The 14,852-nt window shown below is 61.4% G+C and carries 11 protein-coding genes; 7 read left to right on the forward strand and 4 right to left on the reverse strand.

What is annotated here, in order from left to right; translation table 11 throughout:
- Positions 1 to 116: 116 nt before the first annotated feature.
- Positions 117 to 1,217: a tRNA (adenosine(37)-N6)-threonylcarbamoyltransferase complex transferase subunit TsaD gene (tsaD, locus tag HMPREF2710_RS01075; protein WP_005508428.1), complete on the forward strand. Its 1,101-nt coding sequence runs from the start codon at positions 117 to 119 to the stop codon at positions 1,215 to 1,217.
- 138 nt (positions 1,218 to 1,355) lie between these two features.
- Here tsaD and HMPREF2710_RS01080 read toward each other — a convergent pair whose 3' ends face one another.
- Positions 1,356 to 2,504, reverse strand: coding sequence for a glutamate--cysteine ligase (locus tag HMPREF2710_RS01080; RefSeq protein ID WP_070599057.1), 1,149 nt, complete (start codon positions 2,502 to 2,504; stop codon positions 1,356 to 1,358).
- A gap of 334 nt (positions 2,505 to 2,838) precedes the next feature.
- Positions 2,839 to 4,290, reverse strand: a complete 1,452-nt coding sequence (locus HMPREF2710_RS01085; protein WP_246824508.1) for a class I SAM-dependent methyltransferase — start codon at positions 4,288 to 4,290, stop codon at positions 2,839 to 2,841.
- Between the two features lie 226 nt (positions 4,291 to 4,516).
- Here HMPREF2710_RS01085 and groES point away from each other — a divergent pair, with 226 nt between their 5' ends.
- From groES to guaA, 5 genes are all read left to right on the forward strand, one after another.
- Positions 4,517 to 4,804: a co-chaperone GroES gene (gene groES / locus HMPREF2710_RS01090; protein WP_005505066.1), complete on the forward strand. Its 288-nt coding sequence runs from the start codon at positions 4,517 to 4,519 to the stop codon at positions 4,802 to 4,804.
- Between the two features lie 105 nt (positions 4,805 to 4,909).
- A complete protein-coding gene (groL, locus tag HMPREF2710_RS01095) occupies positions 4,910 to 6,496 on the forward strand; it encodes a chaperonin GroEL (RefSeq protein WP_070599062.1) in 1,587 nt (528 codons plus the stop codon).
- 309 nt (positions 6,497 to 6,805) lie between these two features.
- Positions 6,806 to 8,323, forward strand: a complete 1,518-nt coding sequence (gene guaB, locus HMPREF2710_RS01100; RefSeq protein ID WP_049346422.1) for an IMP dehydrogenase — start codon at positions 6,806 to 6,808, stop codon at positions 8,321 to 8,323.
- A gap of 146 nt (positions 8,324 to 8,469) precedes the next feature.
- Positions 8,470 to 9,600, forward strand: a complete 1,131-nt coding sequence (locus tag HMPREF2710_RS01105; protein ID WP_049346421.1) for a GuaB3 family IMP dehydrogenase-related protein — start codon at positions 8,470 to 8,472, stop codon at positions 9,598 to 9,600.
- A gap of 219 nt (positions 9,601 to 9,819) precedes the next feature.
- Positions 9,820 to 11,412: a glutamine-hydrolyzing GMP synthase gene (gene guaA, locus HMPREF2710_RS01110; RefSeq protein ID WP_012903093.1), complete on the forward strand. Its 1,593-nt coding sequence runs from the start codon at positions 9,820 to 9,822 to the stop codon at positions 11,410 to 11,412.
- A gap of 229 nt (positions 11,413 to 11,641) precedes the next feature.
- Here the strand turns inward: guaA and HMPREF2710_RS01115 are convergent, their stop codons facing one another.
- A complete protein-coding gene (locus tag HMPREF2710_RS01115) occupies positions 11,642 to 12,142 on the reverse strand; it encodes a hypothetical protein (RefSeq protein WP_070599065.1) in 501 nt (166 codons plus the stop codon).
- 294 nt (positions 12,143 to 12,436) lie between these two features.
- Between HMPREF2710_RS01115 and HMPREF2710_RS01120 the strand changes: the two genes are divergently transcribed.
- A complete protein-coding gene (locus HMPREF2710_RS01120) occupies positions 12,437 to 13,411 on the forward strand; it encodes an AEC family transporter (RefSeq protein ID WP_070599069.1) in 975 nt (324 codons plus the stop codon).
- Positions 13,412 to 13,551: 140 nt separating this feature from the next.
- Here HMPREF2710_RS01120 and HMPREF2710_RS01125 read toward each other — a convergent pair.
- Positions 13,552 to 14,852, reverse strand: a 1,301-nt coding sequence (locus HMPREF2710_RS01125) for an alpha-amylase family glycosyl hydrolase (protein ID WP_070599072.1), incomplete at its 5' end; no start/stop codon positions are given.

Genomic DNA, 14,852 nt, shown 5'->3' on the forward strand with positions numbered 1-14,852 from the left:
AGCATCCGCCGCCCTCTACACTCGCCCTCTACGACGCGGTATCCCTACACCACGGCATCCTTACCTCACTGCAACTAGAAGCACTACGCGCAGACAGCGCAACAGAAAGATAGACTATGAGCACTCGCGAACCCCTCGTTCTGGGCATCGAATCCTCCTGCGATGAGACCGGTATCGGCATTGTGCGCGGTGCACAGCTGCTCAGCAACACCATCTCCTCCTCCATGGAAGAGCACGTGCGCTTCGGCGGCGTGATCCCCGAAATCGCCTCCCGCGCTCACCTGGACGCCATGATCCCCGCCCTCAAGGCGGCACTCGCCGAAGCGGACATCACCCTCGATCAGGTGGACGCTATCGCCGTCACCGCTGGCCCCGGCCTGGCGGGCGCACTCATGGTCGGTGTCTCCGCGGCGAAGGCACTCGCTATTGCCACCGGCAAGCCCCTCTACGGCATTAACCACCTGGTCGCCCACGTTGGCGTTGGCCTGCTGGAGGATAACGGCACCGAAGACGGCTCCGACCTGCTGGCGAATGCCGGTTCCGGTGGTCTGGGTGCGCTGCTGGTCTCTGGCGGTCATACCGAAATCCTGCAGGTGCGCGACATTACCTCCGATGTGCGTCTGCTCGGCGCGACCCTCGACGATGCCGCAGGCGAGGCCTACGACAAGGTCGCCCGACTGCTGGGTCTGGATTACCCGGGTGGCCCCGCGATTGATCGCGCCGCCGCCGAGGGTAACCGCAACGCCTTCGTGTTCCCGCGCGGCCTGTCGAACCGCAAGTTTATGGGCACCGCCGAGGAGCCCGGTGCGCACCGCTACGATTTCTCCTTCTCCGGCCTGAAGACCGCCGTGGCGCGCGTGATTGAAAGCTTTGAAGCGGCCGGTGAAGAGGTACCGGTTGCCGATATCGCCGCGTCTTTCCAGGAGGCGGTCGTGGACGTCATCACCAAGAAGGCGATGCTTGCCTGCCGCGAGCAGGGCATGAAGACCCTGCTGCTCGGCGGTGGCGTGGCGGCTAACTCGCGTCTGCGTGAGCTGCTTGCCGCCCGATGCGCCTCCGAGGGGGTGCGCCTGATTATCCCGAAGTTCACCCTGTGCACCGATAACGGCGCGATGGTTGCGGCGCTGGGTGCCCGCCTGGTCGCTGCCGGTCGTGAGCCCTCGGGTGTGGACTTCACGACGGATTCCTCGCTGCCGGTGACCACCGTTTGTTTCTAAAGGGTAATGCGAGCGCGTTAATGCGGCTCGCCTCGAAGAATACCTACAGAAATGCCTCGGCGCAGTTTCCCAAAAGGACTCTCCTAAAGGACTGCGCCGAGGCATTTTCTATATTCAAGTTTGAGTTGCGGGGGAATTCTAACGCAGCGCTCGCGCACGGGACTGAGCGGCGACATCCAGCGCCACATCACGCAGAGAGCCGGTCTTCTCAAAGACCGCACGCTGACGATCCGCACCCGTACCCTCGGCGAGGATGCGGCGTACCTGCGCCAGCTCCAGCTCGCAGTCAAGGTCGCGTGCCACCGGCTCCAGCTTGGGCAGAAGCAGCTCAAAATCTTCACGCAGAGTACGCTGTGCCGGCTCGTTGGAGACCACGATCTTAGCCTCCAGGCCGTAGCGGGCAACGCGCCACTTATTCTCCTGCGCGTGCCAGGGGGCGAGCACCTCAATGCTTTCACCCGCCTCAATACGGCGGGAGAAGTACTCCACCAGGCACTGCGTGAACGCCACGATCGCCGCAACATCCGGCAGGGAAGCGAGGCCATCGCAATAGCGCATCTCGATGGTGCCGTAACGCGGAACCGGGCGAACATCCCAACGGTCCTCGCTCGGGTCGGTAATCACGTCGGTTGCCACGAGTGACTCCAGGTAGTCGCTGTACTGCTCCCAGGTATCAAAGTGGAAGGGCAGACCGTTCGTGGGCAGCTGCTGGTAGAGCTGGGTGCGGTGCGAAGCGTAACCGGTATCGATTCCGTCCCAGTAGGGGGAAGAACACGAAAGCGCCAGCAGATGCGGACCGTAGTTGGTCAGCGCGTCAATGAGCGGCAGAACCTTATTGCGGGAGTCAATGCCCACGTGCACGTGCACACCGTAAATGACCATGTGGCGGCCCCAATACTGGGCGCGCTCGACCACACGCTGGTAGCGTTCCTTCGCCACGACCGGCTGGTCAGCCCAATGGGAGAAGGGGTGAGTGCCGGCGGGGTAGAACTCAATGCCGAGCCCATCGGTGATGTCACGCAGGGTATCCGCCAAATCCTGCAGCTGACGGCACGCCTCAGCGACGGTGCGGCAGATGCCGGTCACCACCTCGAGGGTGTTCTCCAGGAATTCGCCGGTCACGTGCGCCCGGTCGGAGGCGGGATCGAGCAGTTCGGGGCGGCGCTCGCGCAGGATGGATAGCACCTCGCTGGCGCGCTGGGTCAGTGCGCCGCTTTCACGGTCGATGAGCGCAATCTCCCATTCCACGCCGAGAGTGGACTGCGGGGAGGTAGCAAAGTCGATCATATTGCCTTTCCTGCGTCTGGAAATAGGGTCGTGCATGGTGCCGACTATGGAAGTTATTATCGGTGGGCTCTACCCGGCTGTGCGCTAGCCGGTGAGAGCCGGCTCCTTGGGGGAGTGCCTCTACTAGGCCGCGTATCTTTAATCAGGCACCGTATCTTTATCGGGTACCGTATCTAGTGTACGGTCTTGCGGTGCCCGGTGCCCTGTCGGGGGCAGAATCCGGAACGGAAACGTCATGAATCGTCACGAACGGTAACCCGTCCTCGGGGCTGGGCAGTCGGGTCTGGGGCGTCAGTGCTGGGCAGTTAGGGGTGAGCAGCCGGGGCTGGCGAGGCTAGAGCGGGCGCACATGCCAGCCGACGCGGCGTGAATCCCTACCCGAACCGATGCGGGTAAAGACCAGCGTTGCCGGACGGTACGATGACTCCTGCGCATCAGAAGAAGAATTAGCGTTCTTTTTCTGTTTCTTCTTGGAAGGCTTAGAACCCGCAGAACCCAGCAGGCGCGCACGCAATTGCTCCGGAACAATATCCACGCCACGCTTCTTAATCGTCAGTGCCGTAAAGCCCTGCTCGCGCACCCAACGCTTCAGCTGCTTCTCCTGCAGGGGAATCTCCTCCAACACCTCGTAGCAGGCAACCAGCGGATGCTCCACCGGCTCGGCAGAACACAGATACGCCAGATGCTCATCCAACAGATGCGCGCCAATACTCTGCGCAAACTCAGCGACCAGATGCGAGCGCACAATCGCCGGGGCGGGCTCCAACAGGTATTCACTCGGCTGCGGCAAGGACGTCGGAACTTCAACGCTCTGCTGCGCCTCTTCCGCCGTTAAGGGGCTGCGGAAGCTCACCGCCTCGTAAGGCGGCAGCAGGGCACTGGTTTCGGCGGTGCCTTCATTAGAGGTAGCCTCTTGCACAGGCAGCTCGCGCGCAGGGGTTTCATACACAGAGGTTGCCGTGCGAGCCACCCCCTCCTGAGCCAGCGCGTTAAACCAGAGCACCAACTCGGCAAGCGAACCCTCCGACTGGATCCATTCCGCCTCAACGCGCGGGTTGGGGTTCACCTCCGATGCAATATCTTCGGGTGAAGGGATGCCCTCATGCGGAAAACCGGGCCCCAATTTCACGCCCATCGGCACGCCCGTACGAGCCAGATTCAGCACGAACGAGAACGGGGGAGAGAACGCCTCCGGATCAAAAAGACGCTCCGTCTGAGCCGTCTTCGTACCCCGCAACTCGCGGCGTGCCGGGTCCATCCACACAATGCTCACCGGCTCACCGGAAGCGTCCAGAAGTTCACCGTGCACATAATCGGTCACATCCCCCGAATACACGTGGGCCTGCGGGCAAAACTCAAGGTTCTTCGCCGCAAAAGAAGCCGTCAACGGGTCCAACTCCACCGCAACCACGGCACCGCGCTCCGCCGCATACACGGCAGAATCCGACGCAATACCGCAACCCAAATCAGCCACAGTGCCGGCAACCGGGTGCAGGCGCTGAGCGCGATAGTGCGCAATCACCGGGCGGGTTGCCTGCTCTGCAGCCTCCTGAGTCAGCATAAGCGTGCGGGCGCGCTCGCCGAACTTGGCGCGCGCACGGGTACGAGCCTGCGCCAGCGAAATAATCTGTGCAGACTCCTCGGGGCTAAAACCTCGCGAACGCAAAGAAGTAACGGCGCTAAGCGTATCCGAACCCAGCGGGTAGAGCTCATCGGCTGCCGCGAGCGCTTCGGCGCTGAACGGAAGCTCGGCGGCGGGAGTAAAAGGGGATGCGGGAATAGGCATGCTCCTCATTTTACGGGGTGCCGGTTTTGAGAGGTGAGGAGCCCGATTTGCCCAGCTTTTTGCTCAGCGTTCGCCTTGCGGTGAAACACCCCGGCAGAGGGGTGCTTTTCTTGACCGAAAGCACAGGTGAAACTAGAGTTGAGGTAGCACTCGAGACAGTCATCGGGCGCGCCACTGCGCCGCTGTCTCGCATCGAACGTAAATCCACAACCCGGAGGAACCGATTATGGCTATCAAGCCCCTGGAAGACCGCGTCGTTATCAAGATCGAGCAGGCTGAGCAGACCACCGCATCCGGTCTGGTCATCCCCGAAACTGCGAAGGAAAAGCCGCAGGAAGCACGCGTTGTCGCCGTTGGCCCGGGCCGCGTGGATGAGAAGGGTAACCGCATTCCCGTAGACATCAAGGAAGGCGACGTTGTCGTGTTCTCCCGCTACGGTGGCACCGAGGTCAAGTACCAGGGCGAAGAGTACCTGATTCTCTCCGCACGCGACGTTCTGGCAATCGTCGACTAATACTTTCAGATGCTCATGCGCCGTACCGCTCATCCGGTACGGCGCATGAGCTATCATCTGCCCCTCAAATTTTCCTTTCTGTGACGCACTAGGAGTAGCGAACACATGGCTAAGCAGCTTGAATTCAACGATGCCGCCCGCAAGTCCCTGCAGGCTGGCGTCGATAAGCTGGCAAACGCGGTCAAGGTAACCCTCGGCCCGCGCGGGCGCAACGTTGTGCTCGACAAGCAGTGGGGTGCACCCGTCATCACCAATGACGGCGTGTCCATCGCCCGTGAAATTGAACTGGATGATCCGTACGAAAACCTGGGTGCCCAGCTGGCGAAGGAAGTCGCCACCAAGACCAACGACGTAGCCGGTGACGGCACCACCACCGCAACCGTGCTCGCACAGGCACTGGTCAACGAGGGTCTGCGCAACGTCACCAGCGGCGCGGCACCCGCCGACGTCAAGCGCGGCATTGAGGCTGCTGTGGAGGCTGTCTCCGCACGCCTGCTCGAGAATGCACGCCCCGTGCAGGGCCCCGAGGTGGCGCACGTTGCCGCTATCTCCGCCCAGTCCGAGCAGATTGGTGAGCTGCTGGCTCGCGCCTTCGAGAAGGTCGGCCAGGACGGCGTCATCACCATCGAAGACGGCTCCTCCACCGAAATCGAACTGGACATCACCGAAGGTATGCAGTTCGACAAGGGCTACCTCTCGCCCTCCTTCGTCACCGACGCTGAGCGCGGCGAAGCAGTGCTGAAGAACAGCCTCGTGCTGCTCTACCAGGGCAAGATTTCCACCATCGCAGAAATCATGCCCGTGCTCGAGAAGATCGTTCAGGCGAAGAAGCCGCTGACCATCATCGCAGAAGACGTTGACGGTGAGGCGCTCTCCGCACTGGTCGTGAACAAGCTACGCGGCACCATCAACGTGGTCGCTCTGAAGGCTCCCGGTTTCGGTGACCGCCGCAAGGCAATCATGCAGGACCTGGCAATTCTGACCGGCGGTACCGTCGTGACCGGCGAGCTCGGCATTGACCTGCCGCAGGTCACCCTGGAGCACCTGGGCTCGGCACGCCGCGTGACCGTCACCAAGTCCCACACCACCATCGTGGACGGCGGCGGCGACCCCGAGGCAATCGAGGACCGCGTGCAGCAGCTGCGCCGCGAAATTGAGCGCGTGGATTCCGAATGGGACCGCGAGAAGCTCAAGGAGCGCCTGGCTAAGCTCGCCGGCGGCGTGGGCGTCATCAAGGTCGGCGCCGCAACCGAGGTTGAGGCGAAGGAACGCAAGCACCGCATCGAGGACGCTGTGTCCTCCACCCGTGCGGCCCTGGAAGAGGGCATCGTCTCCGGTGGCGGCTCCGCACTGGTTCACGCGCTGAAGGCACTGGACGGCATGGACCTGGGCAACCACGACGCAAACGTGGGTGTACAGATCGTTCGCCGCGCCCTGGTTCAGCCGCTGCGCTGGATCGCTGAGAACGCTGGCGAAGACGGCTACGTCATCGTCTCCAAGGTCTCCGAACTGCCCGTGGGTCACGGCTTCAACGCCAAGACCGGCGAGTACGTGGACCTCATCGAAGCCGGTGTGATTGACCCGGTGAAGGTGACCCGTTCGGCTCTGCAGAACGCATCCTCCATCGCGGCTCTGGTGCTGACCACTGAGACCCTGGTGGTTGAGAAGCCCGAAGAAACTGAAGAAGACTAAATAGTGTGTGTGCCCGGTGCCGCCCCCTCCACCATGGAGGCGGTACCGGGCACTCGCTGTCGGTAGGCTCGGATGCGCTCGCGTTCGTGGGGACGTTAGAACCTGCCGACAGCCTCCCGCTGGGGGGCGCTTACTATGAGTGCTTCTCAGCAAAGAAACCTTTAGCGGTTTACTATAGAAGGTAAGCTGTTCCCGTTTGCGCTCAAACCACCTTGTGGGGTGCGAGCAGACGGGTCGTACCGCATCTTGACATACGCAACGTATAGGCTGAGCTTCTCACCGATGAAGCCAGCATCCGAAAGGTAGACAATGACCATTCCCACCGCTCTGTCCGAGGATCCCTTCGGCTTCACCGGCCTGACCTACGATGACGTGCTGCTGCTGCCCGGCAACACCGACGTCATCCCCTCCGATGCGGACACCTCCACCCGCCTGTCCAAGCGCATCACCCTGAACACCCCCATCATTTCCGCCGCAATGGACACCGTGACCGACTCCGCTATGGCAATCGCTATGGCACGTCTGGGCGGTATGGGCGTTATCCACCGCAACCTCTCCATCGAGGACCAGGCTGCACACGTGGACCGCGTTAAGCGCTCCGAGTCCGGCATGATCATTAACCCCGTCACCATCGGTGCTGACGCAACCATCGCCGAATACGACGAGGTCTGCGGCTACTACAGGGTCTCCGGTCTGCCCGTCGTCAGCGAAGAGGGCGTGCTGGAAGGTATTATCACCAACCGCGATATCCGCTACATCTCCCGCTCCGACTACGAGGGCATTCGCGTCCGCGACATCATGACCCCCATGCCGCTGGTCACCGCGCACCCCAGCGTCACCAAGGACGAAGCATTCGCACTGCTGTCCAACAACAAGATTGAGCGTCTGCCCCTGATCGACGACGCAGGCAAGCTCGCCGGTCTGATTACCCTCAAGGACTTCGTCAAGACTGAGCAGTACCCCAAGGCCACCAAGGACGAGGACGGCCGCCTGCGTGCCGGCGCCGCTATCGGCTTCTTCGGTGACGGCTACGAGCGTGCAATGACCCTGGTCGAGGCAGGCGTTGACGCACTGTTCGTGGACACCGCAAACGGCCACTCCCAGGGCGTGCTCGACATGATTGCCCGCCTGAAGAAGGACCCCGCCGCAGCACACGTGGACGTCATCGGTGGCCAGGCTGCAACCCGCCTGGGTGCACAGGCAATCATCGACGCCGGCGCTGACGGCGTGAAGGTCGGCGTTGGCCCCGGCTCCATCTGCACCACCCGCATTATCGCCGGTGTTGGTGTTCCCCAGGTGACCGCTATCAACGAGTCCGCTAAGGCAGCAATCCCGGCAGGTGTGCCGCTGATCGCTGACGGCGGTATGCAGCACTCCGGCGAGATCGGCAAGGCACTGGTTGCCGGCGCTGACTCCGTGATGCTCGGCTCCCTGCTGGCTGGTACCACCGAGTCTCCCGGTGAGCTGATCTTCATGAACGGTAAGCAGTACAAGGCATACCGCGGCATGGGTTCGCTCGGCGCAATGCAGACCCGCGGCCGCCACAAGTCCTTCTCCAAGGACCGCTACTTCCAGGCTGACGTCTCCAGCGAAGAGAAGCTGATTCCCGAGGGTATTGAGGGTCAGGTTCCCTTCCGCGGCCCGCTCTCCGCAGTGATTCACCAGCTCGAAGGTGGCCTGCGCCAGACCATGTTCTACGTCGGTTCCCGCACCATCGAGGAGCTCAAGTACAAGGGTCAGTTCGTGCGCATCACCCCCGCAGGTCTGAAGGAATCGCACCCGCACGACATCATGATGACCGTTGAGGCACCGAACTACCGCGCCTAATACGCATCACCAACGATGATTCCCCGCATGGCGTGCACGCCATGCGCCGTTGAGCCCGCCTCATACCCGCTCGGGTATCGGGGCGGGCATCGGCGCGAATAACGCCCAGCGGCACCCCTCAAACCGAATTCGAAAGGATTCACCCCATGTCTGAAATTCAGATTGGCCTCTCCAAGAACGCCCGCCCCACCTACTCCCTGGACGATGTGGCGCTCATTCCCACCCGCCGTACCCGCGACCGCCGCGATGTCGATACCTCCTGGCAGATTGACGCCTTCAAGTTCGACACCCCCATCATTGGTGCGCCCATGGACTCGGTCATGTCCCCGGCGACCGCTATTGCCCTGGGCAAGCTGGGTGGCCTGGGCGTGCTGAACCTTGAGGGCCTGTGGACCCGCTACGAGGACCCGCAGCCGCTGCTCGACGAGATTGTTGAGCTGCCCGAGGCGGACCCCGCCTCCGCAACCACCCGCATGCAGCAGATTTACTCCGAGCCGATCAAGCCGGAACTGATTACTGCACGCCTGGAAGAGATTCGTGACTCCGGCGTGGTTGTTGCCGGCTCCCTGAGCCCGCAGAACACCCAGGAGCACTACGAGACCGTGGTGAAGGCTGGCGTTGAGCTGTTCGTCATCCGCGGCGCATCCGTCTCCGCTGAGCACATTTCGACCTCGCACGAGCCGCTGAACCTGAAGAAGTTCATCTACGAGCTCGACGTTCCGGTCATCGTTGGTGGCGTGGCTGGCTACTCGCAGGCTAAGCACCTGATGCGTACCGGCGCAGCCGGCGTACTGGTGGGCTTCGGTGGCGGTTCTGCACAGACCACCCGTCAGGGCCTGGGCATTTCTGCACCGATGGCAACCGCTATCGCTGATGTGGCTGCAGCACGTTCGGACTACCTGGATGAGTCCGGCGGCCGCTACGTGCACGTGATTGCTGACGGCTCCCTGGGCCGCTCCGGCGACATGGTGAAGGCACTCGCACTGGGCGCTGACGCTGTCATGCTGGGCGCTCCGCTGGCTCGCGCATCCGAGGCTCCCGGCCAGGGCCTGTACTGGGGTAACGAGGCGCACTCGCTGGACTTCCCGCGCGGCGTGCGCACCCCGCTCGGTGTTGTAGGCTCCCTGGAGGAGGTCCTGTACGGCCCTTCGCACCACGTGGACGGCACCAGCAACATTGTCGGTGCGCTCAAGCGTGCGATGGCTAACTGCGGTTACCTGGACCTGAAGAAGTTCCAGAAGGCGGACCTGACTGTGGTTCCCGCATACCGTGGCTAATGTAGCTTCATGAATCACCGCTTGGCGGTTGGTAGGTTTTGGCCTGCCGGTCGCCGGGCGGTGCTTTCTATACGCACGCTCTACTCCCGTTAGGGCATGTAGCGGAACCCCGGGATGGGGGAGTGGCTACGTGCCGTCGGCGGCGTACAGCGATAGCGTAAAATAGATATATCCCCGCGCAAGTGCGCGGATTAGTACCAACACGTTGAGGTAATTTTCGTGACCAACTCTGTGAACCTGGACCAGCTCGAAGAGCGTCCCGTCCTGGTGGTAGATTACGGTGCACAGTACGCACAGCTCATTGCTCGTCGCGTGCGTGAGGCCGGCATCTACTCCGAAATCGTCCCCCACTCCATGAGCACTGAGAAGATGCTCGCCAAGAACCCGGCAGCCATCGTGCTCTCCGGTGGCCCCTCCTCGGTCTACGCCGATGGCGCCCCCAAGGGTGACAAGGCCCTGTTTGAAGCTGGCGTGCCGATCTTCGGTATCTGCTACGGCTTCCAGGTCATGGCCCAGACCCTCGGCGGCACCGTCGCCCAGACCGGTCTGCGCGAATACGGCGCAACCGACGCTGTGATCTGCGCTGAGAACTCCTCCTTCCTGACCGGCACCCCCACCACCCAGAACGTGTGGATGTCTCACGGTGACTCCGTGACCGAAGCCCCCGAAGGCTTCGAGGTGCTGGCAACGACCCCCGGCGCATCCGTGGCAGCATTCGTGGATGAGTCCCGCAAGCTCGGCGGCGTGCAGTGGCACCCCGAGGTGAAGCACTCCGACTACGGCCAGGTCGCCCTGGAGAACTTCCTCTACAATGTGGCAGGTCTGAAGCCCACCTGGTCCACCAACAACATCATCGAAGAGCAGGTTGCTAAGATTCGCGAGCAGGTCGGTAGCGACCGCGTCATCTGCGCGCTCTCCGGCGGCGTTGACTCCTCCGTGGCAGCAGCACTCGTGCACAAGGCTGTTGGTGACCAGCTCACCTGCTTCTTCATTGACCACGGTCTGCTCCGTGAGGGCGAGCGTGAACAGGTCGAGCAGGACTACGCAGCCTCCATGGGTATCAAGGTCATCACCATCGACGAGTCGGAGCGTTTCCTCTCCGCTCTCGAGGGCGTCACCGAGCCCGAGGCGAAGCGTAAGGCTATCGGCCGCGAGTTCATCCGCTCCTTCGAAGAGGCACAGCGCAAGCTGATTGCCGAAGCGGGCGAAGAGGGCGCAGACATCAAGTTCCTGGTCCAGGGCACCCTGTACCCGGACGTTGTCGAGTCCGGCGGTGGCGACGGCACCGCAAACATTAAGAGCCACCACAACGTGGGCGGCCTCCCCGACGACCTGACCTTCGAACTGGTTGAGCCGCTGCGCACCCTGTTCAAGGACGAGGTTCGCGCTATCGGTCGTGAGCTCGGCGTTCCCGAGAAGATCGTGGCACGTCAGCCGTTCCCCGGCCCCGGCCTGGGCATCCGCATTGTCGGCGAGGTTAATCGCGAGAACCTGGAGACCCTGCGTGCCGCTGACGCTATCGTGCGTGAAGAGCTGACCGCAGCAGGTCAGGATGAGCACATCTGGCAGTGCCCCGTGGTTCTGCTGGCTGGCGTTCGTTCCGTGGGCGTTCAGGGTGACGGCCGTACTTACGGCCACCCGATTGTTCTGCGCCCGGTCTCTTCGGAAGACGCAATGACCGCTGACTGGTCGCGCCTGCCGTACGACCTGCTGGCTAAGATCTCGAACCGTATTACCAACGAGGTCAAGGACGTTAACCGAGTGGTGCTGGACGTTACCTCCAAGCCCCCGGGAACCATTGAGTGGGAGTAATCCCGCTTTGGGCTACCTAGCTTTGTAGCTGGGAGCCTGTGAAGGAGCCGCCCGGTGCATCCTGTTGTGGATGCGCCGGGCGGCTTCTTGCGTAAGAACATGTAGAAAATTTCTGGGCGGATATTTTTTTGAATTTATAAAAAATCGTCTATTTATTTAAACCGCGAGTCTAAATAAAAACGCACTCCAAATAAATGCCCTAAAAAACTACACCAAGAAATAAAACGGTTTAGTGCGGGTGGTTCGGGTGACGAATCGAATCACGCCAATGAGCGCTCGACCCCAACCCAAAATGCAGAGCAAAAAACGTGCCAAAACAGCAGAACCCAAACGCGCACGCCATGTACACGCCGTAGGTTAGCATCATAAACTCAGAATCGTGACTCACACCCGAGGCGACATTCAACGCCAACGAGACGCCCAGAATCACAAGCCACGCAGCGCTCGCAGCCGCAATCAGCCACGAGATAGCACTCAGCACCGGGTGCGGGACCCTAAACGTACGTTCAGGACCGCTCATAGACGCTACGGGCGCAGCAGAAGCAACAACAGGCTCAGCCACTGCAGTCGAAGCGTTCACTGCTGAGGGGGCCGCAGAAGAGCGCCACGGAATATGCACACCGGCGTGCTGCCCCTGTGCCTCCGCGGGGTTCTTTGCAGAGCGGTGGGGGACGCCACCGGATTCGGGAGGGGGAGATTGATACGGTTGTTGCATTGCGGGCTCCTGCATATTTAGCCTTACGGGAGAAGAAACAGCCTAGTTCCTCATCTCGTAAGAAATGAGTGTCTGTGATAGAACGAAAGAATGTGGTGGAAAATATATTCTCTCTATATTTCAAGATTAGAAGCGAACCGTATAAAAAACGAGAGCATCAGCGAATAAGATGCAATATGACGCGAAAATTTCGAAAAATACAACAAAAAATCAATAAACCTCAACCTGAAGGTTCAGTGTAGGGTTATTAGACAGGGACCTTAGCCGTAAAACAATGGCACAGACACAGCAACAGCGAAAGGAACAAGCATGGGAATGATCCTCCCACTCCTCTACTTAGGGGTAGGCTTCGGACTCGCAATGTTGCTACCCGAGCACTGGGGCAACCGTCTGAAAGAAAGCGCCTCCGCGCTGCTGACCCGCTGGATTATCCCCACCGTCATCGTTTACATCGTCGCCACCAGCCGCCCCGAACTCTTCTTCATGGCAGCCTCCACCATGGTGCTCATGGCGCTTCTAGTACGCTGCGCCGCCTTCTTCACGAACGACCCGGTGCAGCGGCTCGCCTTCGTCTACCTGAACGCGGGACTCTTCGGCATCCCTGTGGTTGCCGGATTCTGGGGCGAGGAAGCCGTGCGCGTGTACATTGGCGCGTATATCGGCAACTCCATCATGGGCAATATCCTGGGCACCTCGCTGCTACGCGGTGGTTCCAAGACAGAGGCCGGGGTAGGGGAGGGCAACGCACCGGATGCACGAGCCGCTAGGAGCCGTGGCGGAACCCTCCGCACCGTACTGCGGGGTCTGCGTACCAGCCCGCCCGTTATCGCCGTGGTGGTGGGACTGCTCTGCCTGCCCGCCGGGCCCATCCTGAGCCAGCACGGGGCGGGTTTCTACCGGGTGCTCACCTGGGTTTTCAGCTTTATCGGAATGATCGTGCTGGGCATGTGGCTCGGCGCCGCCAAACTGCACCGCGCCGACCTGACCCGCGCCGCCGGATGGGCTCTCCTACGCGCCGGGCTCGTGAGCGTCTACAGCGTCGGCGTGCTGGCGCTTGCCCGCTGGGCACACGATACGGCGGGCGTGCACTTCGACCAGCTGCTCGCGCATCCGCAGGTGCTCTTCATCCTTGCGGTCCTGCCGCCAGCCGCGAACATCGTCATTCTGGAAACCCACTACCGGCACGAAGGAACCGCGGCCCCCGTCATTGCCGCCGGGGCGGTCGTCAGCGTGGGAATGATTGCGCTCGCCGTACCGATTCTGCAGCTCGTATTCGCCAGCTAAACAGAGCCAAGAAAGCACGCCGGGATCACCAAGAAGACAACAAAAAGACAGCAAAAGGAGGGCGGGGGCATAAGCCTCACCCTCCTTCTACTGTCTATTCACCTTATCGGCACGCGGTAGCACTCAACGAGCTACAGCGCTTAGCGTACGATGTGGTACACCTTCGCCTCGTAGGGGCGCAGGGTCGAACCCGCATCGTCCTTGTAGTTGGAGCTCACCAGCTCAACACGAGCGCCAGCCTCACGAGCCTCGTTCAGCAGGGCGAAGTCACGCTCCTGCTCTTCAGCGGTGAAGTTCGAAATTACCAGCAGAGACTCGTTCGCCGGGGAACCGTCAGCGCCACCGGTACGGGTGTATGCGTACACGGCCTCGTCCTCGTTGTGCGGAACCTGAACCGAATCCACCGGAGCGAAGGACGCATAAACCATCAGGTCCTTCAGCTCGCCGCGGCGCAGGTTGACCAGGTGCTGGTAGTGGTAGAAGATCGAATCCTCATCAGCCAGAACAGCCTCAGCGTTAATCGCCGGGTAGTTCGGGTTCACAGCAATCCACGGGGTCACACCCTCGGGGCTGAAACCACCGTTAGCGGAAGCATCCCACTGAACCGGGGTACGAGCGTTGTCGCGGCCCTTGATGTAGATAGCCTGCATCGCCTCTTCGTGGCTCAGACGCTTGTGGTCAACGTGCATGTCCTCGTAGAAGCGAATCGAGTCACCATCGCGGTAATCCTCAATCGAATCGAACTTCACGTTGGTCATGCCGATTTCTTCACCCTGGTAGATGTACGGGGTGCCCTGCATGAAGTGCAGGGTGGTCGCCAGCTGCTTAGCGGACAGGGTGCGGAACTCATCCGAATCGTTACCGAAACGGGAGACCACGCGCGGCTGGTCGTGGTTGTTCCAGTACAGCGAACCCCAGGCGTTACCCTCCAGAGTGGTCTGCCAGTCGTTCAGGATGCGCTTGAGCTCGGTCAGCTTGTACGGCGCGTAGGACCACTTGCCGCCCAGGGAGCCGTTCGGGTCGTTATCCACGCCCATGTGATCGAAGTGGAAGATCATGTTCAGCTCACCGGTGTGGTAGCCAGCCCACAGCTTAGCGTCCTCGGGGCTGGTTGCGCTGGTCTCGCCCACGGTCATCACGTCGTAGCGGCTGAAGGTCTCGCGGGTGAGCTCCTTCATCCACGGGTGCACCATGGTGCCGTTGGAGATGACGAACGGAATCGAGGAGGTGTGCTTCTCAAAGTCGGTGGAGGGATCATCCGGGAAGCCCTCGGGCTTGGAGATGATGTTGATAGCGTCCAGACGGAAGCCGTCAACGCCCTTGTCCAGCCACCAGCGAACCATGGAGTACAGGTCCTCGCGAACCTTCTCGTTCTCCCAATTCAGGTCGGGCTGCTCCTTGAAGAAGATGTGCAGGTAGAACTGGCCGGTCGCCTCGTCCC

The organism is Rothia sp. HMSC069D01 (assembly GCF_001810135.1).
Lineage (GTDB): Bacteria > Actinomycetota > Actinomycetes > Actinomycetales > Micrococcaceae > Rothia.

Excerpts from the sequence above, each read along its gene's own strand:
- HMPREF2710_RS01115 (WP_070599065.1), bottom strand. The coding sequence starts at position 12,142 with ATGCAGGAGCCCGCAATGCAACAACCGTATCAATCTCCCCCTCCCGAA.
- guaB (WP_049346422.1), top strand. The coding sequence starts at position 6,806 with ATGACCATTCCCACCGCTCTGTCCGAGGATCCCTTCGGCTTCACCGGC.
- tsaD (WP_005508428.1), top strand. The coding sequence starts at position 117 with ATGAGCACTCGCGAACCCCTCGTTCTGGGCATCGAATCCTCCTGCGAT.
- HMPREF2710_RS01085 (WP_246824508.1), bottom strand. The coding sequence starts at position 4,290 with ATGCCTATTCCCGCATCCCCTTTTACTCCCGCCGCCGAGCTTCCGTTC.
- groL (WP_070599062.1), top strand. The coding sequence starts at position 4,910 with ATGGCTAAGCAGCTTGAATTCAACGATGCCGCCCGCAAGTCCCTGCAG.
- HMPREF2710_RS01120 (WP_070599069.1), top strand. The coding sequence starts at position 12,437 with ATGGGAATGATCCTCCCACTCCTCTACTTAGGGGTAGGCTTCGGACTC.
- HMPREF2710_RS01105 (WP_049346421.1), top strand. The coding sequence starts at position 8,470 with ATGTCTGAAATTCAGATTGGCCTCTCCAAGAACGCCCGCCCCACCTAC.
- groES (WP_005505066.1), top strand. The coding sequence starts at position 4,517 with ATGGCTATCAAGCCCCTGGAAGACCGCGTCGTTATCAAGATCGAGCAG.
- HMPREF2710_RS01080 (WP_070599057.1), bottom strand. The coding sequence starts at position 2,504 with ATGATCGACTTTGCTACCTCCCCGCAGTCCACTCTCGGCGTGGAATGG.